We start from the raw sequence: 25,178 nt of genomic DNA on the forward strand, positions 1-25,178 counted from the left end.
CCCATAAAACCCAGAAAGCCAATGCCGCTCCGGCGGTAGTTGATCCCGCCTGATTTCATTCACTCGCCAGATCATCGGCGCACCCTTGAATTCAGCTACCCGATGAAGGCGAGCGGCCTCTGGCTCTCCCATAAAACCCAGCAAGCCGATGCCGCTCCGGCGGTGGTTGATCCCGCCTGATTTATCCCTTCGATTTGAAGTTTGCAGCTTCGATACCGTGCCGATTCAATAACTTGTAGAAATCGGTACGGTTTCTGCCCGCCATATTGGCCGCCAGGGTCACGTTGCCCTCGGTGGTGCGCAGCAGCCGGATCAGATACTCCTTCTCGAATTCGGCCCGTGCCTCGTTGAACGAGGGGATACCGCCGCCACCACCGCTCAAGGCGGACTCCACCATGGATACTCCGATCACCGGGCTGCAACAGAGGCTGGCGAGCTGCTCCACCAGGTTGCAGAGCTGACGCACATTGCCGGGCCAGGCAGCGGCCGCCAGCATCGCCAGCGATTCGGGCGAAAAACCCATGGCGGCGCAGTCGCTGTGGCGGCTGCGGTAGTCATCGAGGGCCTGGCGGGCCAGCAGCGGAATGTCTTCACTGCGGGCACTGAGCGAGGGCAAGGTGATATTGGCGACGTTGAGACGGTAGAAGAGATCTTCCCGAAAGCGCCCCTCCTCCATCGCCTTGACCAGATCCTGATGGCTGGAGCTGAGCACCCTCACCTCCGGCGTGCCCTGGCCATACTCCTCCATCACCTGCAACAGCTTGGCCTGCAGGGATTCGGAGAGGCTGCCAATCTCGTCGAGAAACAGGGTCGCCCCCTTGGCCTGCTCGAACAGACCGGACTGGCCATCTTCCCCAAACAGCTGCAAGTCGAGTGACGCCCACGGCAGCGCGGCACAGTTGATTATATGGAGCGGCTTGTCACTGCGCTGGCTGGCCTGATGCAGCGCCTGCGCCATCGCCCCCTTACCGGAACCTGACGGCCCCATGATCAGCACCGGCACCTCCATGGTGGCGATGCTGTGGGCCTGAATAAGCAGTTGCTCCAGCTGGGGATTGCGGGTCAGGATCAGCGACTGCCACTCCTGCTGCTGTTTCGGCCGGGTCAGGCTCAACGCATGTTCGATGGTGGCGAACAGCTCATCCTTGTTGATGGGTTTGGTCAGAAAGCTGAAAACACCGGAGCGGGTCGCCTGAATGGCGTCCGGGATAGTGCCGTGGGCGGTCATGATGATCACCGGCAACCCCAGCCACTGAGCCTGGATCCGCTCGAACAGCGCCAGACCATCCATACCGGCCATCCGCAGATCGCTCAGCACCAGATCGGCCCGTTGCTGACGCAACCGGTCGAGGGCCCCTTCCGCGCTGTCGGCGGTATCCACTTCATAACCCTGACTGCGCAGCCGCATGCTCATGAGTTTGAGCAGGCTGACGTCGTCATCCACCAACAGGATCCGGCTCATGGTATGACCTCACGATTCTCGTTCAGCTTGCGCTGGTTGAGCTGGTCGTCGATGGCGGTCAGCTGCTCGATCTGGCGGCGCAACCGCTGGATCTCCTGACTCTGGTCATCGCGCCGACTGTCGCGCGCGAGCAGCTGCTCGCCAAGGGCGATCCAGCTGCGCAAAAAGGCCTGCGCATCGAGACCCAGCTCGGGCAGCATCTGCTTCAGGCGCGCCAGACCGGCTGTACGATTGGCCACCGACTCGGCGGGGTGGGAATCCACCATCGCCAGACTGACCCGGCTCTCCAGATCGTCGGCCCCTTTCAGACGCTGACGCTCCTGTACCCGTTGCTGGGGGTGACTGGCCAGCAGCCAGTCGGAGTATTGCAGACGCACCTGCATCTCCTTGTTGGCAAACTCCATCCGTTTGGCAAAGGCGATATCGGAGGAGTCCCGCTGCGCCTGTTGCGGCAGCAAGGAACAACCCGCAATCAACCCTGCCATCAGAGCTGGAAATACGCGTGTTATCTTCATAATTCTCATTTCAACGTCAACCTGAAGCAGACATCCGCCTGTTCATCCTCTACCAGAACCAGTTCCCCCCCCAGGCTGTTGGCAGACTCGCGGGCGATGGAGAGGCCCATGCCCGAGCCTTTCAAGAGACCTTGCCGCACTGTGCTGCCTTGCTCGAAGGGTTCAAAAATGCGTTGCTGATCGGCCACGGGGATCTTGAGCCCCTCGTTGGCCACTTCCAGCCAGCTTATCTGTTCATCCTGCTCTGCCCTGATCCAGATATTGCCCCCGCTGACGCCGTAACTGACGGCGTTGGAGAAGAGGTTATCGAGGATCAGCCGCAGCCGGTAGGGCTCCGCCCACAGGGTAACCGGCATGGTCGGCAAGTGTACACGGATCTGCTTGGACTCCAATGCCAGCCGGTACTCGGCAGAAAGTGCCGACAACATCGGCAGCAGGGGGACGGGCTCCAGCTCGAAGGCCTCCTGCTGACTGAGCCGATTGAAGTCAAGCAACCGCTCGATCAGGGTCTGCAGCCGCCGACTGTTCTCGTCGAGCATCTGACAGATCTCCAGCTGATCCGGCGTCAAAGGACCGACCAGCTGCTCGCAGAGCAGATCCGTCCCTTCCCGCAGCACCGCCAGCGGGGTCTTGAGCTCGTGGGATACATGGCGCAGAAACTGGTATTTCTGCAGCTCAAGCTCCTTGAGTTTGTCGTGCAGCCAGAGGATCCGCTCCCCCAGCAATACCAGCTCGGCGGGGCCATCCACCGGCTGCGGGTCTGGCTCTACCCCCGCCCCCAGACTCAAGATACGCGACTCAATTTGTCGTACCGGGTGGATGATCAGGTAGGTGAAGATAAAGACCAGCAGCAGGCTGATGGCCGCCACGGCGCCGCTCACCCACCAAAGCTCTTTGGTCAGCTCCGCAATAGTCAGCTGTAACCGTTCAATGTGCTCATCAACCCGGCTACGGGTGATCACTTCGAGCTGCTTGTTGGCCTCGTTGAACTGTTCGATCTTGTTACCCGCTACCGCCGCCTGGACCTGTGCAGCATCCTGCAAGCCATCGAGCCAGGACAACCCCTTATCTAGCCTGCTGTAGAGTTGGTCGTCGGAGATGGAGTTGCGATGTTCTGCCAGCAACACCCGATACCCGTCGAGTTGCTGCTGATAACTGGTGAGACTGCGGCGATCCCCCAACACAGCAAAGCGGCGCAAGGTACGTTCGATATCGATGGCTTGCGCCGTCAACAGGGTGGCACGGCGGGTATCCTTGATCGCCCGCTCCATCTCGTCGCTGGTGAGCTGACTGAGGTGGGCAAGGGAGGTGCTGTTGTGCCAAATCATGCCGCCCAGCGGCATCAATACCAGCACAAATCCCATCAATACCACCTGCAGCAGGGAGCGTGGGCGAACCTTGGTCATCATCTCTTCTCTTGCATTCTCACCGGTGCGCCAGCATAGCCGCACCGCCCCAAAAAACAAAACCGGCCAACAGGCCGGTTTGTATGATCTGGATTGTGGTGATTCACGCCAACGCGACAGAGGCCAGACAGATAATCATGATCATCGCCAGCGCGCCCGAGGCGGTCAACAGCGCCCATTTCAACTCCACACTCATGCAAACCTCCTTTCTGCCAATCAGTGCCGGATCACAATAGATAAGACAATGTTAAGCCATAGTTAATCCGATAACCGTGAGCTGCGTATACATTTCAGATGAGCCCAACTTCAGGAAGGTGAGCATGTTCTATCTGTGTAGCATTGGTTCCAATATTGACCCGCATATCCATGTCAGCCGCGTGCTGTCCGAACTGCTTGCGCACGTCGGCCCGATGCAACTGAGTTCGGTGATCCGCACCAAGCCGGTGGGAATGCGCTCCTGCCACGACTTTCTCAACTGCCTGCTGGTGGTGGAGAGCCCGCTCGATGCCGCCCGTCTAAAGCGGTGCTTTATCGCCCTTGAACTGGCTCACGGCCGGGATCGCAGCAACCCGCTCTGCAAGGTGCACGACCGACCGCTCGACATCGATATTCTGGCCAGCAACAGGAGCGGCGACTTTGCTTCGGCAGAGGTCGATTCCTATCTGGCGGAGCTGCTGGCCGAGCTCTATGGCCATGGCGAGGTGCATGACCCCAAGGTGGCGCTGCAAGTGACGCTTCCTGCCCCGTCGGGCAAGCTCAAACCCGGCAAGGGCTTGCTGACTCGGCAGGTCGGGCTGGGGCCGCTGGTGCTCGGCAACCTATCAGAGGGTAGCCAGCGCGCGACCGCCATCCACCTTGATGCTGGCCCCCGTCATATAACTGTTCCCCATCAGTAACTGCACCGCCTGCCAGATGGGCTCAAGCCCGCCCTCACGCGCCAGCGGTGTTTTCGCCAACACCTGCTGGCGCCATGCCTCGTCATGCTCGTCGAGAAACAGAATGGGGCCCGGCTCTATGGTGTTGACTCGCACCGCAGGCGCCAGCTCTCGGGCAAAGCTCATGGCCAGCGAATGGGCTCCCGCCTTGGTGGCCACATAGCTGGCAAAACGGGGGGCCGGGGCATGGATATAGATATCGGTGATATGAATGATGCTGGCGTTGGGATTGCTGGCAAGCTGGGGGGCCAGCGCCCGGTTTAGCTGGAAGGGAGCAGCCATGTGCACCCGGTAGAACTGCTCAAACTGGGCCAGTTGCGCCGCCGGATCAGTTGCCTGCGGCTCGAAGGCCGAGGCATTGTGGATCACCAGCGCCAGATCCTGATGGACAGCCAGCACAGCGATCAGCTTGCCGACATCCTCTTCGCTGGCAAAATCCGCCTGCACCAGCTCGACCCCCAGTGCAGCCAGGATGGCCAGCTCCGGCCGCTCGCTGCGATAACTACCCGTCACCTGCCAGCCCGCTGCCACCAGCTGTTCACAGAGATAAAATCCGAGTCGACGGCCGCAGCCCGTAACCAATGCACGCATACGATCTCCTTTCCCTTTCATGGTCTTGCATGAACGAAGCCCGCCGGCCAGCGGATCACCGTCAATGGTCGCTGCCTATCAATCTCTGCGGCACAAGCCATTGGTCGCAGGCCACCCGGCCGCGGCATAGTGGCGGCATCCCCCCTATTGCGGAGTGACCACCATGCTGAACGTTCACCACCACATGGGTCGCCTGACCCACTATCTCACCGCCGATCTTGGTCTGGCAGCAGCGCTGGACCGCCTGCATCAATCCGGCCTTGGCGGCCTGCCGGTGCTGGATGAGCAGAAACGACTGATTGGCTTTCTCTCGGAACAGGACTGCATCCCCAGCCTGCTCACCGACAGCTACCACTGCGACACCCGCTCCCGGGTGGAAGAGCTGATGAACCGCACGCCCCTCTCGGTCGGGCCGGATGAAAGCATCCTTGAGCTGGCTCGCCAGATGACTGGCGCCAAACCCAAGATCTACCCGGTGCTGCAACAGGGCAAGGTGATCGGCATCATCAGTCGTAGTCAGGTGATGCAGGCCCTCAACCAGCAGATGAAGGGGTGCCAGCAGACCTAGATCTGGTAACGCCCCTTGTCACCAATATCGAAGTGCAGGGGCATCCGCCACTTGGCCAGCGCCAGCAAGCTCAACAGGGCCCCGCAGACCAGCGCCACCAGTGCGGCGGCCCACTCCACCCGCCACCACTCCAGCAGCCACAACAGTGGCAACAACACGGGCACCAGCTTGATGCCGGGAATGGCGAAGCAAAACTGCTCCTTGAATGCCAGCCCGGCGAGGGTTGCCAACGCCGCCCCCAGCACCAGCGCATCCGGCGCCCCCACCGCCGCCAGAGCCAGTGCCCCCCAACCAAATCCCTGCAGAATCAGACGGATCTGCTTGTCGTAGATATGCAGCGAGAAGCCGCAAATTGCGCTTGCCACGGCCAGCGACATCAACCATTGTGCCGACGGGAGCAGTGCCATCCCGCTCAGCAGGGCCGCACCGCGGTACAGCAATAGCAGGGCAGCCACACTCAGGCCAAGGCGGTAGAGCGAGACGGTCAACTTGTCGATCCCGTCCAGCGAGCTCTCGATTTCAGGATTTGCCATATTTAGTCGCTTGTTACAGATCCGGTGTCATCCAATATACTGGAATCAGGTCTTGGAATATCTTAAAACGGGTTCAGGAGACGTAGTTTGCGTGTGATCCCCCTGTTTTTGTTGCTATTTCCGCTTGGATTACCGGCCAGAGAGCTGGTGATTTGCGGTACCTTGGAGCCCCCGCTCAAGTTTCTCGACGCAGGCCAAAGAGCCCGCGGACTCGATATCGAGATTGTTACCACCATCTTTAGCGCCTTGGGAGTGACCACCAGAATCGATCTGTTCGACTCCGGTGCCCGTCTTACCCGCAATGCCAAAACCGGCGCCTGCCATATTGTGATGACCCACTCCCACAAAGCGGAGCGAGAGAGCTACCTCATCTACCCCCAACAGGCCCATATTCGCCACAGCTGGCACTTCTTTGTACGCAAGGCAGACCTGATGAAGATCCGTTACGAGACGCTGGCCGACCTCAAACCCTGGCGTATCGGTCTGACCCGGGATTACGCCTATACCCCGGAGTTAACCGCAATCATCCAGGACCCGGCCTACCATATTCAGGAGATCCCCCTCAATCAGCTACAACTGCGCAAGTTGCTGGCCGGGCGGATCGATACCGTGCCCATGCCGCTGCTCGCGGCCTTTGCCCAGATCAGGGACGAGGGTCTGGAGGGCAAGCTTGACTACCTGCCCAAACCGCTCAAAAGCAGCCCCTACTTCAACACTTGGGCTCGCGCCACGGCTGACAAGGATACTCCCACCCAGATGGCCGCCTACGATGCCGAGCTGCTGCGCATGAAGCGCAACGGCAGCCTCAAGGCGCTCTACGACCAGCACGGCATTCCCTATATAGAACCCTGATCAAGGGGTCAGGGTTTCACATCCCGCAGGATCGGATTTTGCAGCGAGATTAACGTTTCAGTGGACTGGATCTCATCGATGGTCTGGATCTTGTTGATCAGCACAATCTGCAACTCGTCGATGGAGCGGGTCATCACCTTCATGAAGATGCTGTAGTGACCCGTGGTGTAGTAGGCCTCCACCACCTCGTCCAGCGCCTGCAGCTTGGCCAGTGCCGAGGGGTAATCCTTGGCGCTCTTCAGATTGATCCCGATAAAGCAGCAGACATCGTAACCCAGCTTCTTCGCGTTCACCTGCACCCGCGTCCCCTCGATGATCCCCGCCTGCTTCATCTTCTCTACCCGCACATGGATGGTGCCCGGGCTAACCAGCAGCTGTTTCGCCAGTTCGGCATAAGGAATGCGCGCATTCTCCATCAGGGCGGTGAGGATGGCCTGATCGAGATTATCGATCCGGTAATTTTCCGGCATTTTTTTGTACTCCCTTTGATGATCCATCATTAATTGACGGTTAATTTTGAACAAAAAAATACACAAAGCCTATTTCTATTATCGAATATTGAATTTAGCTGGCATTCCGTTGAAGAATCACCACATCCAACGGGGTTTGAAACAGGAATTCAGCATGAAACAGCACTACATTCGCAGCCAACAGCAGATCAGCTTCGTCAAAGAGATGTTCTCCCGCCAACTCGCCCAACAACTGGGTCTGATGGAGGTACAAGCCCCCATCCTGAGCCGGGTCGGTGATGGCACTCAGGACAACCTCTCTGGCCACGAGAATGCAGTGCAGGTCAAAGTGAAGACCCTGCCGGAGCACAGCTACGAAGTGGTCCATTCACTGGCCAAATGGAAGCGCCAAACTCTCGGTCGCTTCGGCTTCGGCCCGGGTGAAGGGATCTACACCCACATGAAGGCGCTGCGTCCGGACGAGGATCGCCTCACCCCCATTCACTCGGTCTACGTGGATCAGTGGGACTGGGAGAAGGTGATGCCGAGCGAGCGCCGCGATCTGGCCTACCTGCAGGAGACAGTGCGCGGTATCTGGGCCGCCATCAAGGCCACCGAACGCGCAGTCTGTGCCGAGCATGAGCTGACCCCCTTCCTGCCGGCCGAGATCCAGTTCCTGCACAGCGAAGAGCTGCTGGCCCGCTACCCGGATCTCGATGCCAAAGGGCGCGAGCGCGCCATTGCCAAAGAGCTCGGCGCCGTGTTCCTGATCGGCATCGGCGGAGCGCTGTCCCACGGCGAGCGCCACGATGTGCGCGCCCCGGACTATGACGACTGGAGCAGCCACAGCGAGCTGGGCCTGGCGGGTCTGAACGGTGACATTCTGGTGTGGAACCCGGTGCTGCAAGACAGCTTCGAGATCTCCTCCATGGGGATCCGGGTCGATGCCGAGGCGCTGCGTCGCCAGCTCGCCATCACCGGCGACGAGGATCGCCTGCAGTACGACTGGCATCAGGATCTGCTGGCCGCACGGATGCCGCAGACCATCGGCGGTGGCATCGGCCAATCCCGTCTGGCCATGCTGCTGCTGCAAAAAGAGCATATCGGGCAGGTTCAGGTCGGTGTCTGGCCGTCCGAGATGAAGGCTGCCGTGCAAGGCATGCTGTAACTAATGAAGGCCATGCCGGCGCCATCGCAGCCGGCATGGCAACAGGCAGGTGGCCATCGGGGTTGAGCGAGCGCATCCCCGGCAGGCTGTAAGACGCAAGGCCGTTAGCGGTTTTGTTTCGCAATCGGGGGCTTGCCCCTGCGACCCGCTCAACCCACGCAAGGTCGCGTCACTACATTCCTCCCGGCAATCTTCGGATTGCCGTTTTTTTGCCCCCGAATCACCACCGCCAGATATGACAACGCCAGCCCGGAGGCTGGCGTGGTAAACATCGACGCGAGATCGGTTACTGGGTCATGGTCAGGCCGTTGCTATCGGCTCCCAGCAGCAGTTTCTTGCCGGGGACGATGCGGCCGGAGAGCAGCGCCTGCGCCAGCGGGTTCTCCACCTTGTGCTGGATCGCCCGTTTGAGGGGCCGAGCCCCGTAAACGGGGTCGAACCCGGCATGGACCAGCTTGTCGAGCAGCGCTTCACTGACCTCCACCTCGTAGCCCTGAGCCTCCAGTCGGCCCATCAGACTCCCCAGCTGGATCCGGGCGATGGACTTGATGTGATCCTCACCGAGGGGGTGGAACACCACGGTTTCGTCGATCCGGTTGATAAACTCCGGCCGGAAGCTACGGGTCAGCACTTCCATCAGCATCCCCTTCATCTCGTCGTAATCCTTTTCGCTGTGGTACTCCTGGATCAGGTCTGACCCCAGGTTGGAGGTCATGATGACCACGGTATTGCGAAAATCGACGGTGCGGCCCTGACCATCGGTCAGGCGACCATCATCGAGCACCTGCAGCAGGATGTTGAAGACATCGGGATGCGCCTTCTCCACCTCGTCCAGCAGGATCACCGAGTAGGGGCGACGGCGTACCGCCTCGGTCAGATAACCGCCCTCTTCGTAACCCACGTATCCGGGAGGCGCCCCCACCAGACGGGCAACACTGTGCTTCTCCATGAACTCCGACATGTCGATCCGCACCATGGCATCCTGGGTATCGAACAGGAACTCCGCCAGCGCCTTGCACAGCTCGGTCTTGCCCACCCCGGTGGGCCCCAGGAACAGGAAGGAGCCAATGGGGCGATTGGGGTCGGAAAGCCCGGCGCGGGAGCGGCGAATGGCGTTGGAAACCGCCTCGACCGCCTCTTCCTGGCCGATCACCCGACTGTGCAGCTGTTCCTCCATCCGCAGCAGCTTGTCGCGCTCCCCTTCCAGCATGCGGGCCACCGGAATGCCGGTCCAGCGGGCCAACACGTCGGCTATCTCCACGTCGGTGACCCGGTTACGCAGCAGGCTGGTCTCCTGCATCTCTGCCTGGGTGGCGAGATCCAGCTGTTTCTCCAGCTCGGGAATGCGGCCGTACTGCAACTCGGACATCCGCCCCAGATCACCGGCACGGCGGGCCACATCCAGATCCTGACGGGCCTGCTCCAGTACCGCCTTGATGTGCTGGGTACCGGCGAGGGCCGCCTTCTCGGCTTTCCACACCTCATCCAGCTCGTTGTATTCGCGATCTTTTTCGCTGATTTCCTGATTAATCAGCTCCAGCCGCTTACGGCTGGCGTCATCGTTCTCCTTCATCAGCGCTTGCTGCTCCAGCTTGAGCTGGATGATGCGCCGCTCGAGACGATCGAGCGCCTCGGGCTTGGAGTCGATCTGCAGCCGGATGCTGGCCGCAGCCTCATCAATGAGGTCAATGGCCTTATCCGGCAGCTGGCGATCCGCGATATAGCGGTGCGACAGCTGGGCCGCCGCCACGATAGCGGGGTCGGTGATCTGTACGTGGTGGTGCAACTCGTAACGCTCTTTCAGGCCACGCAGGATGGCGATGGTATCCTCCACGCTCGGCTCTTCCACCAGCACCTTCTGGAAACGGCGCTCCAGCGCGGCATCCTTCTCGATAAACTGGCGATACTCATCCAGAGTAGTGGCGCCAACGCAGTGCAACTCGCCCCGTGCCAGCGCCGGTTTGAGCATATTGCCCGCATCCATAGCCCCCTCACCCTTGCCGGCGCCGACCATGGTGTGCAGCTCGTCGATAAAGAGGATGACGTTACCCTCCTCCTTGGCGAGATCGTTTAGCACCGCCTTGAGCCGCTCCTCGAACTCGCCGCGATACTTGGCCCCGGCCACCAGCGCCCCCATGTCCAGCGACAGTACCCGCTTGTTCTTGAGCCCATCCGGGACCTCGCCGTTGATGATGCGCTGGGCCAGCCCCTCGACAATGGCGGTTTTGCCGACACCGGGTGCCCCGATCAACACGGGGTTGTTCTTGGTACGGCGTTGCAGTACCTGAATGGTGCGGCGGATCTCGTCATCCCGGCCAATCACCGGGTCAAGTTTACCGAGCTCGGCCCGCTCGGTCAGATCGATGGTGTACTTCTCCAGCGCCTGGCGGTTCTCCTCAGCATTGGCATCTTCCACCTTCTTGCCGCCACGCACCTTGTCGATGGCCGCCTCGAGTTTCTCCTTGGTCAGCCCCAGGGCACGCAGCAGCTCACCCAGTGTTCCCTTGTCGTCGAGGGCAGCCAGCACGAACAGTTCGGATGAAATGAACTGATCCTTGCGCTGCTGGGCCAGCTTGTCACAGATGTTGAGCAGGCGGCCGAGGCCGCTGGCGAGCTGCACATCCCCTTCTACGCCGCTGACGCGCGGCAGGCGATCCAGCTCCTCGCCGAGACGGGAGCGCAGCGCGTTGATATCCAGACCGGTCAAGGTCAGCAGTGGACGAATGGAACCGCCATCCTGATTGAGCAGGGCGGTCATCAGGTGAACGGGTTCGATAAATTGGTGGTCACGACCCAGCGCCAAAGACTGGGCATCGGAAATAGCGATTTGGAATTTGCTGGTCAGGCGATCGAGGCGCATTGCACTCCCCCTTTCAAGACGGACGCCGCTTGCGCGGCAAACAACATAACTTTCTGAGATGAAAGATGAGGCCCAGGCGGGCTATTTCAAGGGCATGAGCTGGTTATTTTTTCTGCAAGACGGAACAAGAGCAGGATCCCCGCCTCTCTCATACGGCTCTGGTATTGGGAGAGACGGGGTATTACTTGTCGGTTGATTGCTTAGCGGGCCAACCAGATGAGGGAGGCCATGCGGCCGGTCTGGCCATCGCGGCGATAGGAGTAAAACTGCTCGCTATCGCTGAAGGTGCAGTACTCACCGCCATAGACGGCAGTAATGCCCGCACGGGCGAGGCGCAGCCGGGCCAGCTGATAGATATCCGCCAGCCATTTGCCTTCGTTGGGAGAAGGGACGAACGCAGCTTCTGCTTCAGCTTGCTCTGCCATAAAGGCCTCGCGCACCTCGCCACCCACTTCAAACGCGGTAGGGCCGATAGCCGGACCCAGCCAGGCCAGGATCTCGCCCGGCTCGCAATCCATGGCGGCAATACTCGCCTCCAGCACGCCCTCTTTCAGTCCACGCCAGCCAGCATGGGCCGCTGCCACCACAGTACCCGCCCGATCGCACAACAGCACCGGCAGACAGTCAGCGGTCATCACGATACAGGCGTGATCCACCTCATGGGCGCAGGCGGCATCGGCATCCGGTCCCTGCTGATAATCACTGCTGACCTGATGAACCACGGTGCCGTGCACCTGATTGAGCCAGTTAAGGGGCCCCGGGATGGCGGCCGCCTGTTGCAAGCGGGCGCGGTTAGACTCGACTCGCGCCGGTTCGTCACCCACGTGGGCGCCCAGATTGAGACCGGCAAAGACCCCTTCACTGACACCGCCATCACGGGTGGTCGACAATGCCCTGACGCACGCCGGTGCAGGCCAGTCGGGTTCAATCCATTTCATTGCTCACTCCTTGCTGCGCGATCGTTAAAATGACAACGGGGCCCTTGGCTGCACCCAGTCAAGAAGCCCCGTTTTAGCGTGTTGTTCGGGTAGGCTGCGGCAACAATTGTCGCAGCACCACCCTCACTGCCTTATTTCCAGACCAATTCATCCGGATTGGCGAGAGTATCCGCGCGCAGCACTTCCATCAGCTCCACCATGTCTTGCGGTGTAGCTGAATGCCACTGCATCACTTCACCCGTGATGGGGTGAGCCAGTTGCAGCATGGTGGCATGCAGCGCCTGACGGTTGAAGTTGCGCAGTGCCTGGGTCAGCTCGGGGGTCGCGTTGCGCAACGGGCGCAGGCGACCACCGTAAGCGGGATCCCCCACCAGCGGGTGTTTGATATGAGCCATGTGGACACGGATCTGGTGGGTGCGGCCGGTTTCCAGGCGCAGACGCAGACGGGTGTGGCCACGGAACTTCTCGTGCACCCGGTAGTGAGTCACGGAAGGGCGGCCATTGGGTACCACAGCCATGTGGGTACGCTGGGTCGGGTGACGGCCGATGGGCGCATCAACGGTGCCGCCTGCGGTCATGTGACCGATGGCGATGGCTTCATACTCACGGGTGATCTGGCGCGCTTGCAGCGCTTCCACCAGATGGGTCTGGGCCGGAATGGTTTTGGCAACCACCATCAAACCAGTGGTGTCTTTATCCAGACGGTGCACGATACCGGCACGGGGCACCTCGGCAATGCCGGGATAGCGGTGCAGCAGGGCGTTGAGGATAGTGCCATCCGGCGTACCGGCGCCCGGGTGAACCACCAGCCCGGCCGGTTTGTCGATCACCAGAATGTGTTCATCTTCATAAACGATGTTGAGCTCGATATCCTGGGCATCCCAGCGAGTATCATCTTCCAGCTCGACATTCACATGCACCTTTTGCCCGGCAAGAATCTTCTCGCGCGGGGTGTTGGCAACCTGACCGTCCAGGGTCACTCTGTCCTGTAAAATCCACTCCTTGATGCGGGTGCGGGAGTAGTCTGGAAACAATTCAGCCAGGGCCTGGTCGAGTCGCTGCCCGAATTGGTGATCCTGGAATTCGCCTGTCAGTTCAATATGCTGGCTCATGTATGGTCTCTTGAGCGGGGGGTATCAATTCGAAATAATCCGGGTATTCTAGCTTTTCTTTTAGCCAAGCATAACGGATACTTTGCCAATTTCGTGGAAATGGACCGGATGTTGTTGATGGGAAAGAAGTCTCACCTGCTGATGTCGCTCGCCTTGGTCGCTACCTTGATCACAGGCTGTTCCAGCACCAAACCCAAGGTACCCGACGAACCGCCGGAGACCCTGTACCAGAAAGCACGCCTCAAGCTGGACGTTGGCAATTACGTGCAAGCTACTGAATTGCTAGAAGCTTTGGATTCTCGCTACCCGTTCGGTGCCTACTCCAACCAGGTGCAGCTTGACCTCATCTATGCCTACTACAAGCAGGATGACACCGCACAGGCGATCGCCAACATTGACCGTTTTATCCGCCTTAATCCAGCGCATAAAAATATCGATTACGTCTTCTATATGCGCGGCCTGACCAACATGGCGGCGGATTACAACTTCTTCCAGAGCATCTTTGGCATCTCACGGGATGACAAGGATCCGGCTTATGCCCGTCAAGCCTTCCAGGACTTCAAAACCCTGCTGCAGAACTACCCCAACAGCGTCTATGCCGCCGATGCCCGTGCCCGCATGATTGGCCTGAAGAATCGTCTGGCCCGATATGACCTGAGCGTGGCCGAGTATTACGTGAAGCGTGATGCACTGGTCGCCGCCGCCAACCGGGCCAAGCTGATTGTCGAGACCTATCCCGACACCGCCGAGACCGAGAAGGCGCTGGAGATCATGGTCAAGTCGTACGACAGCCTGAAGATGCCCCAGTTGGCCAAGCATGCCCGCGAAGTGCTGGCCAAGAACTACCCGAATAACCGCCTCGGCCGTGGCTAAGTAGAGCGGATAAACCGATGACAAAAAACCGATGCCAAGGCATCGGTTTTTTTATCGCTGCAATTTAGCCACTGGAATTACCCGCAGGGGCTCTGCAGAGCAGGAGAAGGCGCTGCGTGACGGCTCCCTCCCCCTCATCGCAGACCGTTACTTCGCAACATTACCCGCCACGTTCAGGGCATCCCAGGTACGGGAGAAGGGCGGCGCGTAGGCAAAATCCAGCATGCCGAGCTGCTCGGTGGTCACTCCCATGGTAATGGCCACCGCCAGCGCGTCGATGCGGTGTACCGCTCCCTTGCGCCCGAGGATCTGCCCCCCCAGCAGCCGCTTGCTGCCCGCCTCGTAGACCAGTTTGACGTGAATGTCGGACTGGCCCGGGCAGTAGTTGGTGTGGCACTTGTCCTTGATCACCACGGTGCGATAGTCGATGCCCATCGCCTTGGCTTCCTGCTCGGAGAGGCCGGTACGGCCCGCCTCCAGCCCCAGCACCTTGAGCGCCGCAGAACCGAGGGTACCCGGGAACGTCTGCTCGGCCCCGGCCAGGTTCTCACCCACCATGCGCCCCAGCTTGTTGGCGATGGTGGCGAGCGGTACATAGACCTGCTGCTGCTTCACGCTGTGCCAGACACTGGCACAGTCACCGGCCGACCAGACATTGGCCAGCGAGCTGCGCCCCTGACGATCCACCTTGATGGCACCGTTGCCGAGCCGCTCGATGCCGGTATCGGCCAGAAACTCGGTGTTGGGCTTGACCCCGGTGCAGACCACCACAATATCGGCCTCGTACTCGCCCTGGCTGGTTCGCACGCCGGTCACCCGACCATCCCCCAGCAGGGCTTCAACTCGCTCACCCAGATGGAGAGAGACCCCCTGCTCGCGCAGTTCGGTTTCGATATGCTGGGTGATCTCGCCATCAAACGCATCGGGGATGACCCGATCCGCCAGCTCGATGAGACGCACCTCTTTGCCCTGATGGACCAGCGCCTCGACCACTTCCAACCCGATAAAGCCGGAACCAATCACCAGGGCGCGGCGATTATTCTTGTCTTGCACCGCAGCTTTGAGGGCCAGCCCGTCGGCCATCCGGCGCAGACCGAATACCCCTTGCTGCTGCAAACCGGGGATGGGGGGCATCACTTCGCGGGCGCCGGTGGCGATCATCAGCCGATCGTAGCGATCGGTGAAGGTGTCGCCGTTGTGCTCCACCACCAGAGTCTGGGCCGCCGCATCAACGCTCAGCACCCGATGGCCAATTTTGACCTCGATCCCCTTGGCGGCGAACTGCTCGGGGGTGAACTCGGCCATGTAACCGGGCTCCTGAAACTCGTCACCGACGAAATAAGGCAGGCCGCAGGCACCGAAGGAGATCACTTCGGAGGCCTCATACACCACGATGTCGGCATCTTTGGCCAACCGGCGTGCCTTGGCCGCCGCGCTCATACCGGCGGCTTCACCACCGATGATCAGAATTCTCATAGTTTTTCCTCTCAATGGCGCAGGGAGGGCATGCCCTCCCTGCGGTCTATGACGGGAAAGGGTCACCCCTTTCCATCAGCAGATCAATCGACAGCAAATCAGACTGTGGACTCTTCGCCGTCCAGACTCACTTCGTGATCGCTGTTGAACACCTGCATGTCGGTCTCGCCCATCAGCCGGCTGGTGATCGTCCCTGCAGTGATGGAGCCGGAAACGTTGAGGGCGGTACGGCCCATGTCGATCAGCGGCTCGATGGAGATGAGCAGACCCGCCAGCGCCACCGGGAAGTCCAGTGCGGAGAGCACGATCAGCGCGGCAAAGGTGGCACCGCCGCCAATCCCGGCCACCCCGAAGGAGCTGACGGTGATGATGGCGAGCAGCGTCATAATGAAACCGGGATCCATCGGATTGACCCCGACGGTCGGCGCAATCATCACTGCCAGCATGGCCGGATAGATACCGGCACAGCCGTTCTGGCCGATGGTGGAACCGAAGGAGGCAGCGAAGTTGGCGATCCCCTCAGGAATGCCCAGCGACTTGGTCTGGGTCTGCACGTTCATCGGGATGGAGCCCGCACTGGTGCGCGAGGTGAAGGCAAACGCCAGCACCGGCGTGATCTTCTTGAGGAAGCGCAGCGGGTTGATGCCGACCAGGCTCACCAGCAGCAGGTGCACGACAAACATGATGGCGATGGCGCCGTAAGAGGCCATCACAAAGCTGAGCAGGTTGAGAATATCCGCATAGTTGGAGCCGGAGACCACCTTGGTCATCAGCGCCAGCACGCCAAACGGGGTCAGGCGCAGCACCAGGGTCACCATCCGCATCACGATGGCATGAGCCACGGCCACGAAGTGGCTGAAGCTGGCGAAGATCTCCGGCTTCTTGCGGGCGATGCCGGTGGCAGAGAGGCCGATGAAGATGGAGAAGATCACCACGGCGATGGTAGAGGTCTTGCGGGCCCCTGTCATGTCGAGGAAGGGATTGGCGGGAATGAACTCCAGCATCATCTTGGCGAACGACATGCTCTCGACGCTACCGAGGGTGGTCTGCAGCGCAGCGCCACGGGCGCTCTCGGCGGCCCCGGAGGTGAGCCCTTCAGCAGTCAGGCCAAACAGGTTGGACATCAGGATGCCCGCCCCGGCGGCGATCATGGTGGTGAAGATCAGCACGCCTATGGTCATGGCGCTGATCTTGCCAAGGGCGGTACCACCGTTGAGCTTCAAGATAGCGCTGATGATGGAGACCATGATCAGCGGGATGATGATCATCTGCAGCAGCTTCACATAGCCGCTACCCACGATATCGAGATAGTCGATGGTCTGAACAATGACGGGCGAGCCTGCACCGTAAAGCAGTTGCAACGCGGCGCCGAACAGAATACCGAGCCCCAGACCGGCGAACACCCGCCGAGTGAAACTCACATGTTTTTCCTGTAACCGGTAGAGAAAGAACAGCAAGATGGCGGCGATGGCCAAATTGCCGATAACACTAAGAGTCATGACGATAATCCCCAAAATAATCGGGCCAGGCCCGAAGTGAACGGAGGCGAGCCCACTACGCACGCCTCCCTGAAACCTGCCGCATCGTGGCGGCGCGTCCCCCGGTATGGCCGGGGTAACGTCAACTGGCAGAAACACAAAAGGTGGCCTGTACCACCCATCCTTGCCTTGTTGTTTGGCCAGCATGATGTTGATGGTCTCGATGTCGGAACCCTGCCCCCCGTTGGGTAAGACCCGCCAGCCTGACGATGATGCGCTCCAGATCGTCAGAGAAGTCCCCTTAATCTGGAGCACAGACAGGTTGTTGATGGTCATCAACGATGGATTTCAGCGTCACCGGGGGTATCGAGACCACCATAAAACAGGTGCAGCCGACACAGATGATACCGTAAAGCATTGCCAATGATGTTGTTGATACAGTGGCTAACCTGAAGCGACCCCTGTCGCCATGGTAAAAAAGGGCCCTGCCAGATGGCGATGCCAAGCAAGTTGCACAATATCGCTTGTGCCCGCGGTGTTATGGCCGCCTTAACAAAGAACGGCTGATTGTAAAACTGCACACGGCGAGGTTCCGCCTAAAAGTGGTAACGGGCAAGCAGCTGTTGATAGTCAGCACTCTGCTTGAACTGCCTGAGTGCGACCGAGAAGCGCTTCGCCAGCTGGTCGTGGCCGGGCTTGTGGGTAAACGCGAGGAAGTTGCGGTTATCATCGGTCAGCAGCGGCCTGGCATGCTCCACCTGGCCCTGTAGTCCCTGGGTGACCAGCAGGTAGCGACCTACCCGCTCGTTGAGCACCACCCCATCCAGCCGACCGGCCATCATCAGGTGAAGCTGTTTGACGGCATTTCCCTCCCCCGTCATCGGTACCCGAATCACCCCGGTATCGGTCAGGAAGGATTTGCTGTAGGCATAGTCAACCTGGATACCAATGCGTAACCCCTTGAGGTCAGCCAGCCGCTCGAAGCGGATCGGTCGGTCAGCCGGGTAGAAGAGGACCTCACCACTGAGCGAGAGCGGCTCTTCGGGATAGTGAAGCCAATGCTGGCGGGAAGATTCAAAGAAGGCATCGACCACCGCATCCCCCTCCCTGAGACGGGCCTGCTGCAAAACCCGCTTCCAGGGCAGCACCCGGACTTCGGTCTGATATCCCAACCGAGCGAGGACGATCTGTGCCAGTTCGAGATCGGCACCCACCAGTTTGCCATTATCATCCCGCATCACATACGGGGGCCACAGCTCAGTCAGCAGGATCAGCGTCCGTGACCCATCCGCAGCAGCGGGACCGACCCCCAACAGAGAAGCCAGCAACCAGCAGTAACATCCTATCTTGCGCCAACCCTGACACCACATCATGGAGATCCCTCATGGTCCGAATGGACTAAGGATATACAAGGATGAGCAATAAAAAAGGAGGCCGAAGCCTCCTTGATATCCCGTCTCTGAATGGCACTTACAGTGCTTTCAGGATTGCCTCGACGCTGGCCTTGGCATCACCAAACAGCATCTGGGTATTTTCCTTGAAGAACAGCGGGTTCTGGACACCGGCGTAGCCAGTGTTCATGGAACGCTTGAAGCCGATGACGTTCTGCGCTTTCCACACTTCCAGCACCGGCATACCGGCGATCGGGCTGCCCGGATCTTCCATCGCAGCCGGGTTGACGGTGTCGTTGGCACCAATCACCAGCACGGTATCGGTATCGGCGAAGTCCTCGTTGATCTCATCCATTTCCAGCACGATGTCATACGGGACTTTCGCTTCCGCCAGCAGCACGTTCATGTGGCCAGGCAGACGACCGGCAACCGGGTGGATACCGAAGCGTACCTTGACGCCGCGGTCACGCAGCTTCTGGGTAATCTCGGCAACCGGATACTGGGCCTGCGCCACCGCCATGCCATAGCCCGGGGTGATGATGACGGAGCTGGAGTTCTTCAGCAGCTCGGCCACATCTTCGGCGCTGGTCTCGCGGTATTCGCCCATCTCCTGCTCAGCCGTGGAGGCAGCACCATCGGAGCCAAAGCCACCGGCGATCACCGAGATAAAGGAGCGGTTCATCGCTTTACACATGATGTACGACAGGATGGCACCGGAGGAACCCACCAGAGCACCGGTGACGATCAGCAGATCGTTGGAGAGCATGAAGCCCGCCGCCGCCGCCGCCCAACCTGAGTAGGAGTTCAGCATGGAGACCACCACCGGCATATCAGCACCGCCGATGGAGGCAACCAGATGCCAGCCGAAAGCGAAGGCGATCAGGGTCATCACCAGCAGGGCGAAGGTAGAGCCACCCACGTTGACGAAATAGATCATCAGCAGCAGGGAGGCGACCACGGCCAGCAGGTTCAGCTTGTGACGGTGCGGCAGCATCATCGGCTTGGAGGAGATGAGGCCACGCAGCTTGCCGAACGCCACCACGGAACCGGTGAAGGTCACCGCACCGATAAAGACACCGAGGAACACCTCTACCAGGTGGATATTCAGCATGGCACCGGTCAGGTGTTCGACATGAGCCACACTGTTGGCCTGCTCGAAGGCTGCACGGGCGGCTGCCAGAGTGGCATCCAGGTTGGAACCAATGGAGACCACCACTTCGGCGGGGGCAGAAGGGTGCAGATCGATGAAGCTGTTGAAGCCCACCAGCACCGCCGCCATACCCACGAAGCTGTGCAACATGGCTACCAGCTCGGGCATCTCGGTCATCTCGACCTTGAGTGCCAGACGCACGCCGATGGCACCGCCAATCACCATGGCCAGGATGATCCAGTGAACACCGCTGGTCTCCGGGTTGAACACGGTGGCGAGCAGGGCAATCGCCATACCCGCGATACCGAACAGGTTGCCATGCTTGGCCGTCTCTTGCTTCGACAGTCCCGCGAGACTGAGGATGAAGAGCACGGCGGCAACGATATAGGATGCTGTTACCAGTCCTTGAGACACGTTAAACCCCCTTAATCCTTACGGAACATCTTCAGCATGCGCTGAGTGACGGTGAAACCGCCGAAGATGTTGATACTGGCAATCAGCACGGCGACAAACGAGAGCGCGGTGACCAGAGTCGACCCTTGCCCAATCTGCAGCAAGGCACCGACCACGATAATGCCGGAGATGGCATTGGTGACCGACATCAGCGGCGTGTGCAGGGCGTGCGATACGTTCCACACCACGTAGTAACCGACCACACAGGCCAGGATGAATACGGTGAAGTGGGAGAGGAAGGCAGCAGGCGCCACGGCAGCAACCCAGCCGAAGGCAGCGATGCCCAGCGCACCCCAGACAAATTTCTTGTTGGAGGGCTTGGCCTCTTCCTTCTTGGCGGCCGGTTTGGCGGCAGTGGGTTTCTGCGGTGCGGCAGAGACGGAGATGGCGGGCGGCGGGAAGGTCACTTCACCGGCCTGGATCACCGTCATGTTGCGCTGCACCACATCTTCGAAGTCGATGGCAACCTGGCCGTCCTTCTCCTTGCACATCAGCTTCATCAGGTTGACCAGGTTGGTACCGTAGAGCTGGGAGGATTGGGCAGGCAGACGACCCGGCAGATCGGTGTAACCGATCACCTTGACGCCGTTCTCGGTGACATGCAGTTCACCCGGTACTGTGTATTCACAGTTGCCGCCAGCCTGAGCAGCCATGTCCACGATGACGGAGCCCGGCTTCATGCTGTCGACCATCTCTTTGGTGATCAGCTTGGGAGCCGGCTTGCCCGGGATCAGGGCGGTGGTGATGATGATGTCCACCTCTTTGGCTTGCTGGGCAAACAGCGCCATCTCGGCCTTGATGAACTCGTCGCTCATTACTTTGGCGTAGCCATCAGAGGAGGCGCCATCTTCGCCACCGAAGTCGAGCTTGAGGAACTCGCCACCCATGGATTCGATCTGCTCAGCCACTTCCAGACGGGTATCGAACGCACGCACGATGGCACCGAGGGAGCCGGCGGTCCCGATGGCGGCCAGACCGGCTACACCGGCACCGATCACCAGTACCTTGGCAGGCGGCACTTTACCGGCTGCGGTGATTTGACCGGTGAAGAAGCGACCGAACTGGTGCGCAGCTTCAACCACGGCGCGATAACCACCGATGTTGGCCATGGAGGAGAGGGCATCGAGGGACTGGGCACGGGAGATCCGCGGCACCATATCCATCGCCATCACATTGATGTTGCGCATCGACAGCTTCTTGACCAGCTCAGGGTTCTGGGCGGGCCAGATGAAGCTCACCAGAGTGGCACCATCCTTAATTTGTGCGATCTCGGCCTCGGTCGGCGCATTGACCTTGAAGATAAGGTCGGCTTGCCAGACATTCGGCACCACGCTGGCACCGGCAGCCTCAAAGGCGGCATCATCGAAGCTGGCCAACTGGCCGGCGCCGGTCTCGATGGCGACCTCGAAGCCGAGCTTTTTCAGCTGCTCGACGGTAGCCGGGGTCGCTGCGACCCGGGTCTCACCGGCGAGACTCTCTCTCGGTATTCCAATCTGCATGACTATTCCCTGATGGTTAATAAACAATCGCTGCCCAGTGTCTCACTTCTGGTGAAACAAGACATGACCAAAATAGAGGTCTTGGGCTCTTTGTTATGAAAATCAGTAGGCTTTACCTCAACCTCCTGTCATGGTCGGGCCCCCGCTTTTCAGGCGCGAAGGTGATTAGTATCAAATTTTGGAGTTTTATTACAACCGCAGTCCCGACGATGCGGGTACAGAATTCAGCCCATCCCTGGCTACAATCAAAAAAAACAAACTAAATTAGCGACTTATAGCAGTAAAAACGGCTAAAAAAAGTGATCCAACCAGTCAAAAAAAATGTTTTTCCGGCCCTCTATCTTAGCGCTATTTGTTATTACGAAATCAGCTTTCGCCTCACTTCTCGCAGCAAACCGCCGAAAAGTAACATTTTACCAACAAATGCGGGGCTCCTCAGCCGCCAGATGGCGAGCGGTGGCCCCGACAATTCAATCGTTTCGCTCATCTGGCGTCGATTGGCGGCCCTTACCAGGCCGCTTCATAAATATGCTGGCTCTGCACCAGATCGATGTCGCCGTGCTCGCCGATGGCAGTCATACCGTGCTCCCCCAGCTTGCCGATCAGGGTGTCGATACCCAGATCTTTCAGACCGTAGTCACGCAGTCGGGTCTTGACCCCCATCCGCTCGAAGAAGTCGCGGGTCGCGGCGATGGCATCGTCGATGCGCTCCGCTTCGCTACCGCTGTTCAGACCCCACACCCGCTCGGCGTATTGCAGCAACTTGGCATGCTTCTGTTTGCGCTTGGCCTGCAGCAGGGCAGGTAACACCACCGCCAGAGTCTGGGCGTGGTCGAGGCCGTGCAGGGCAGTCAGCTCGTGACCCAGCATGTGGGTGGCCCAGTCCTGCGGCACACCGGCACCGATCAGGCCGTTCAACGCCATGGTGGCGCTCCACATGATGTTGGCGCGTACCTCGTAGTTGTGCGGCTCGGCCAGCGCCTTGGGGCCCTCTTCAATCAGGGTCAGCAGCAAGCCTTCGGCGAAGCGATCCTGCACCTTGGCATTGACCGGATAGGTGAGGTACTGCTCCACGATGTGGACAAAGGCATCCACTACCCCGTTCGCCACCTGACGCTCGGGCAGGGTGTAGGTGAGCACCGGATCCAGCACGGCGAAGCGCGGCATCACGAACGGCGAGAAGAAGTGCACCTTGTCGCCACTGCTGCGACGGGTGATGACGGCGCCCATGTTCATTTCGGAACCGGTCGCCGGCAGGGTCAGCACGGAACCGAGCGGGATGGCGGAACGCACTTCGCTGCCGACGGTCTCGAGAATGTGCCAGGGATCCCTGGCCAGATCGTAGTGCGCGGCGGCGGCGATAAACTTGGTGCCATCGAGCACGGAGCCACCGCCAACGGCGAGCAAGAAGTCGACCCGCTCGGCACGGGCCAGCTCCACGGCCCCCATCAGGGTCTCGTAGGCCGGGTTCGGCTCGATGCCGCCAAATTCAAACAGGGTCATACCGGCCAGCTGGTTGCGGATCTGTTCCAGCAGGCCGCTGCGCACCACGCTGCCGCCACCGTAGGTGATCATGACGCGGGCATCGCTCGGAAGCTGTTCGCGCAGCTGGGCGATCTGCCCCTGGCCGAACAGGATTTTGGTCGGGGTATGGAGCGTAAAGTTGTTCATGGACATTGCCTTCTTCTGATAGTCAGGGCGGCCTGGCCGCAAAAATGTGATTGCATTTTTCTCCAACGAACTCATACCATCAAGGCAATATCCTGCTTGATTCTTGCCTATTTCTACAAAGCAGCGAAAACCGGAACTATCGAATCAAAGAGCACCCATGCAAAACCGTTACAGCGAGCTCGCCGCCAGATTGACCCGCCACGTCACCGCCCCCGGTATCACCCCATCACCGGTGGAACAGGTCAACCTCATCTATACCACCGAGCACCATGGCCGCACCCCGGTGCTCTACCAGCCGCGGATGATCGTTATCCTGCAGGGGCACAAGGTGGGTTATCTGGCGGATCAGGTGTTTCGCTACGACCCCAACCACTACCTGCTGATGACCCTGCCGCTCCCCTGCGAGTGCGAGTGCTTCGCCTCCCCCGAACAGCCGCTTATCGGGTTTACCATCGAGATCGATCTGGTAACCCTGCAAGAGCTGTTGCTGGAGCTGGGGGATGCCCTGCCCGCCCCCGCGCCGCAAAAGAGTGGCGTCCACTCGGTCCCCCTGTCGGAAACCATGTTCTGCGCTGCCGAGCGACTGATCGAGCTGATGGACAACCCGCTGCATGCCAGGGTGCTGGGACCGCAGACGGTGCGGGAGATGCTGTTCCACGCCCTCACCGAGGGGGGCGGCCCGGCGCTGCAGGCGCTCGCCAATCGCCACAACCATGTGGGCCAGATCGCCCGGGTGCTGCGTATGATAGAGTCCCGTTATGCCGACAACCTCACCATGGAGGAGCTTGCGCGGGAGGTGAACATGAGCGTCTCCGCCTTTCACCACCACTTCAAGGCGGTCACCGCTACCTCGCCGCTGCAGTACATCAAGTCATTTCGCCTCCACAAGGCGCGGATGATGATGCTGCACGATGGCCTCAAGGCGGGCACCGCGGCGGCCAAAGTCGGTTACGAGAGCAACTCCCAGTTCAGCCGGGAGTACAAGCGCTTCTTCGGCAGCACGCCGACGGATCAGGCCTCCCGCTTCCGGGATGGCCAACTGCGCATCATCGAGGGATAACAAGAGAGGGATTACTTATGCGTTCACTGCTTTGCCTGTTCACCGCTTTACTGCTGACGGCCTGTACCGGCCTCGCCGACGGCATCCGCCCCGTTACCGGCTTCCAGCTCGATCGCTATCTAGGCACCTGGTACGAAATCGCCCGCCTCGACCACAGCTTCGAGCGGGGGCTGGAGCAGGTGAACGCCACCTACAGCATGCGGGATGATGGCGGCGTGAAGGTACTCAACCGCGGCAAGCAGAGCGATGGCAGCTGGCGCGAGGCGGAGGGCAAGGCCTACTTCGTCGGTAGTCCTGACGAGGCGCGGCTCAAGGTGAGTTTCTTCGGCCCCTTCTACGGCGGCTACAACGTCATCGACCTCGACCCCGATTACCAGCTCTCGCTGGTGACCAGCTACAACCACGACTACCTCTGGATCCTCTCCCGCTCACCCAACCCGCCCAAGGCGAAGGTGGATGCGCTGGTCGCCAAAGCGAAGTCGCTGGGCTTTGCCACCGACCAGCTGATTTGGGTCAAACAGACCCCTTAAGACCGTCGTGAAATAACAAAGGGCAGCCCGCGGGCTCAGATTGCTGAAGAACCCCCCACTTTTTCAAAGAGGGGGGTTCTTTTTTCGCTCGGCTCCATGGGGCTGCTCACTGGCTGACAAGTCGGCCTATCGGCCATCTTCGCCATGAAAAAGGCATCAAAGACCATGCTATCGCCCTAACAAGACCATCTGCCGGGGAATTCGGCGG

The 25,178-nt window shown here is 60.0% G+C and carries 24 protein-coding genes; 8 read left to right on the top strand and 16 right to left on the bottom strand.

What is annotated here, in order from left to right:
• The first annotated feature begins 39 nt into the window (after positions 1 to 39).
• Complete coding sequence (locus BN1117_RS19280) at positions 40 to 180, top strand: hypothetical protein (protein WP_209435220.1); 141 nt, start codon at positions 40 to 42, stop codon at positions 178 to 180.
• 1 nt (position 181) lies between these two features.
• On the opposite strand, the gene BN1117_RS01870 is transcribed toward BN1117_RS19280, so the two are convergent.
• From BN1117_RS01870 to cydH, 4 genes are all read right to left on the bottom strand, one after another.
• Positions 182 to 1,462, bottom strand: coding sequence for a sigma 54-interacting transcriptional regulator (locus BN1117_RS01870; protein WP_040094475.1), 1,281 nt, complete (start codon positions 1,460 to 1,462; stop codon positions 182 to 184).
• Positions 1,459 to 1,986 (bottom strand): hypothetical protein, encoded by a 528-nt coding sequence (locus tag BN1117_RS01875; RefSeq protein WP_425283245.1) that lies wholly within the window; start codon positions 1,984 to 1,986, stop codon positions 1,459 to 1,461. Before BN1117_RS01875 ends, BN1117_RS01870 begins: the two co-directional genes overlap by 4 nt.
• Entirely contained in the window at positions 1,983 to 3,383 is a 1,401-nt protein-coding gene (locus BN1117_RS01880; protein WP_040094514.1) for a sensor histidine kinase, read from the bottom strand. The genes BN1117_RS01875 and BN1117_RS01880 overlap by 4 nt, the downstream gene beginning before the upstream one ends.
• Positions 3,384 to 3,486: 103 nt before the next feature.
• The gene (cydH, locus tag BN1117_RS19285; RefSeq protein WP_005339800.1) at positions 3,487 to 3,579 is read right to left on the bottom strand and encodes a cytochrome bd-I oxidase subunit CydH; all 93 of its coding nucleotides are present in this window, start codon (positions 3,577 to 3,579) and stop codon (positions 3,487 to 3,489) included.
• A 124-nt stretch (positions 3,580 to 3,703) separates the two neighbouring features.
• On the opposite strand from cydH, the gene BN1117_RS01885 reads away from it, so the two are divergent.
• Positions 3,704 to 4,279 carry a 2-amino-4-hydroxy-6-hydroxymethyldihydropteridine diphosphokinase gene (locus tag BN1117_RS01885; RefSeq protein WP_040094478.1) on the top strand — a complete coding sequence of 192 codons (576 nt, stop codon included), beginning with the start codon at positions 3,704 to 3,706 and terminating at the stop codon, positions 4,277 to 4,279.
• Here BN1117_RS01885 and BN1117_RS01890 read toward each other — a convergent pair.
• Positions 4,205 to 4,909 (bottom strand): SDR family oxidoreductase, encoded by a 705-nt coding sequence (locus BN1117_RS01890; protein WP_040094480.1) that lies wholly within the window; start codon positions 4,907 to 4,909, stop codon positions 4,205 to 4,207. The two genes, BN1117_RS01885 and BN1117_RS01890, sit on opposite strands and share 75 nt — an antisense overlap.
• Positions 4,910 to 5,072: 163 nt before the next feature.
• Here BN1117_RS01890 and BN1117_RS01895 point away from each other — a divergent pair, with 163 nt between their 5' ends.
• Positions 5,073 to 5,477 carry a CBS domain-containing protein gene (locus BN1117_RS01895; RefSeq protein ID WP_040094482.1) on the top strand — a complete coding sequence of 135 codons (405 nt, stop codon included), beginning with the start codon at positions 5,073 to 5,075 and terminating at the stop codon, positions 5,475 to 5,477.
• On the opposite strand, the gene BN1117_RS01900 is transcribed toward BN1117_RS01895, so the two are convergent.
• Positions 5,474 to 6,010, bottom strand: coding sequence for a DUF2301 domain-containing membrane protein (locus BN1117_RS01900; RefSeq protein ID WP_040094483.1), 537 nt, complete (start codon positions 6,008 to 6,010; stop codon positions 5,474 to 5,476). The two genes, BN1117_RS01895 and BN1117_RS01900, sit on opposite strands and share 4 nt — an antisense overlap.
• Before the next feature lie 87 nt (positions 6,011 to 6,097).
• On the opposite strand from BN1117_RS01900, the gene BN1117_RS01905 reads away from it, so the two are divergent.
• Positions 6,098 to 6,862 (top strand): substrate-binding periplasmic protein, encoded by a 765-nt coding sequence (locus BN1117_RS01905; protein ID WP_040094485.1) that lies wholly within the window; start codon positions 6,098 to 6,100, stop codon positions 6,860 to 6,862.
• Between the two features lie 8 nt (positions 6,863 to 6,870).
• Here the strand turns inward: BN1117_RS01905 and asnC are convergent, their stop codons facing one another.
• Positions 6,871 to 7,332 (bottom strand): transcriptional regulator AsnC, encoded by a 462-nt coding sequence (asnC, locus tag BN1117_RS01910; protein ID WP_040094487.1) that lies wholly within the window; start codon positions 7,330 to 7,332, stop codon positions 6,871 to 6,873.
• Between the two features lie 154 nt (positions 7,333 to 7,486).
• On the opposite strand from asnC, the gene asnA reads away from it, so the two are divergent.
• The gene (gene asnA / locus BN1117_RS01915; protein ID WP_040094489.1) at positions 7,487 to 8,479 is read left to right on the top strand and encodes an aspartate--ammonia ligase; all 993 of its coding nucleotides are present in this window, start codon (positions 7,487 to 7,489) and stop codon (positions 8,477 to 8,479) included.
• A 286-nt stretch (positions 8,480 to 8,765) separates the two neighbouring features.
• Here asnA and clpB read toward each other — a convergent pair whose 3' ends face one another.
• The 3 genes from clpB to rluD form a co-directional block, all read right to left on the bottom strand.
• Positions 8,766 to 11,339, bottom strand: a complete 2,574-nt coding sequence (clpB, locus tag BN1117_RS01920; protein WP_040094490.1) for an ATP-dependent chaperone ClpB — start codon at positions 11,337 to 11,339, stop codon at positions 8,766 to 8,768.
• Positions 11,340 to 11,539: 200 nt separating this feature from the next.
• Positions 11,540 to 12,277 carry a peptidoglycan editing factor PgeF gene (gene pgeF / locus BN1117_RS01925; RefSeq protein ID WP_040094492.1) on the bottom strand — a complete coding sequence of 246 codons (738 nt, stop codon included), beginning with the start codon at positions 12,275 to 12,277 and terminating at the stop codon, positions 11,540 to 11,542.
• 131 nt (positions 12,278 to 12,408) lie between these two features.
• Positions 12,409 to 13,389: a 23S rRNA pseudouridine(1911/1915/1917) synthase RluD gene (rluD, locus tag BN1117_RS01930; protein ID WP_040094494.1), complete on the bottom strand. Its 981-nt coding sequence runs from the start codon at positions 13,387 to 13,389 to the stop codon at positions 12,409 to 12,411.
• Positions 13,390 to 13,506: 117 nt separating this feature from the next.
• Here rluD and BN1117_RS01935 point away from each other — a divergent pair, with 117 nt between their 5' ends.
• The gene (locus BN1117_RS01935) at positions 13,507 to 14,262 is read left to right on the top strand and encodes an outer membrane protein assembly factor BamD (RefSeq protein ID WP_040094495.1); all 756 of its coding nucleotides are present in this window, start codon (positions 13,507 to 13,509) and stop codon (positions 14,260 to 14,262) included.
• Between the two features lie 147 nt (positions 14,263 to 14,409).
• Here the strand turns inward: BN1117_RS01935 and BN1117_RS01940 are convergent, their stop codons facing one another.
• The 6 genes from BN1117_RS01940 to yqhD form a co-directional block, all read right to left on the bottom strand.
• The gene (locus tag BN1117_RS01940) at positions 14,410 to 15,738 is read right to left on the bottom strand and encodes a CoA-disulfide reductase (protein WP_040094497.1); all 1,329 of its coding nucleotides are present in this window, start codon (positions 15,736 to 15,738) and stop codon (positions 14,410 to 14,412) included.
• Between the two features lie 98 nt (positions 15,739 to 15,836).
• Positions 15,837 to 17,237 (bottom strand): L-cystine transporter, encoded by a 1,401-nt coding sequence (locus BN1117_RS01945; protein ID WP_040094499.1) that lies wholly within the window; start codon positions 17,235 to 17,237, stop codon positions 15,837 to 15,839.
• Positions 17,238 to 17,812: 575 nt separating this feature from the next.
• Positions 17,813 to 18,589: a substrate-binding periplasmic protein gene (locus tag BN1117_RS01955; protein ID WP_040094503.1), complete on the bottom strand. Its 777-nt coding sequence runs from the start codon at positions 18,587 to 18,589 to the stop codon at positions 17,813 to 17,815.
• A 97-nt stretch (positions 18,590 to 18,686) separates the two neighbouring features.
• The gene (gene pntB, locus BN1117_RS01960) at positions 18,687 to 20,171 is read right to left on the bottom strand and encodes a Re/Si-specific NAD(P)(+) transhydrogenase subunit beta (protein ID WP_040094505.1); all 1,485 of its coding nucleotides are present in this window, start codon (positions 20,169 to 20,171) and stop codon (positions 18,687 to 18,689) included.
• Positions 20,172 to 20,182: 11 nt separating this feature from the next.
• Positions 20,183 to 21,709: a Re/Si-specific NAD(P)(+) transhydrogenase subunit alpha gene (gene pntA, locus BN1117_RS01965; protein WP_040094506.1), complete on the bottom strand. Its 1,527-nt coding sequence runs from the start codon at positions 21,707 to 21,709 to the stop codon at positions 20,183 to 20,185.
• 507 nt (positions 21,710 to 22,216) lie between these two features.
• Positions 22,217 to 23,380 carry an alcohol dehydrogenase gene (gene yqhD / locus BN1117_RS01970; protein WP_040094508.1) on the bottom strand — a complete coding sequence of 388 codons (1,164 nt, stop codon included), beginning with the start codon at positions 23,378 to 23,380 and terminating at the stop codon, positions 22,217 to 22,219.
• Positions 23,381 to 23,537: 157 nt separating this feature from the next.
• On the opposite strand from yqhD, the gene BN1117_RS01975 reads away from it, so the two are divergent.
• Together BN1117_RS01975 and BN1117_RS01980 are read left to right on the top strand one after the other, a co-directional pair.
• The gene (locus tag BN1117_RS01975) at positions 23,538 to 24,440 is read left to right on the top strand and encodes an AraC family transcriptional regulator (protein ID WP_040094510.1); all 903 of its coding nucleotides are present in this window, start codon (positions 23,538 to 23,540) and stop codon (positions 24,438 to 24,440) included.
• A 17-nt stretch (positions 24,441 to 24,457) separates the two neighbouring features.
• On the top strand, positions 24,458 to 24,970 hold the full coding sequence (locus tag BN1117_RS01980; protein ID WP_040094512.1) for a lipocalin family protein: 513 nt from the start codon (positions 24,458 to 24,460) through the stop codon (positions 24,968 to 24,970).
• The last annotated feature ends 208 nt before the right edge of the window (positions 24,971 to 25,178 follow it).

It is taken from the genome of Aeromonas australiensis (genome assembly GCF_000819725.1).
GTDB classification, from domain to species: Bacteria; Pseudomonadota; Gammaproteobacteria; order Enterobacterales; family Aeromonadaceae; genus Aeromonas; species Aeromonas australiensis.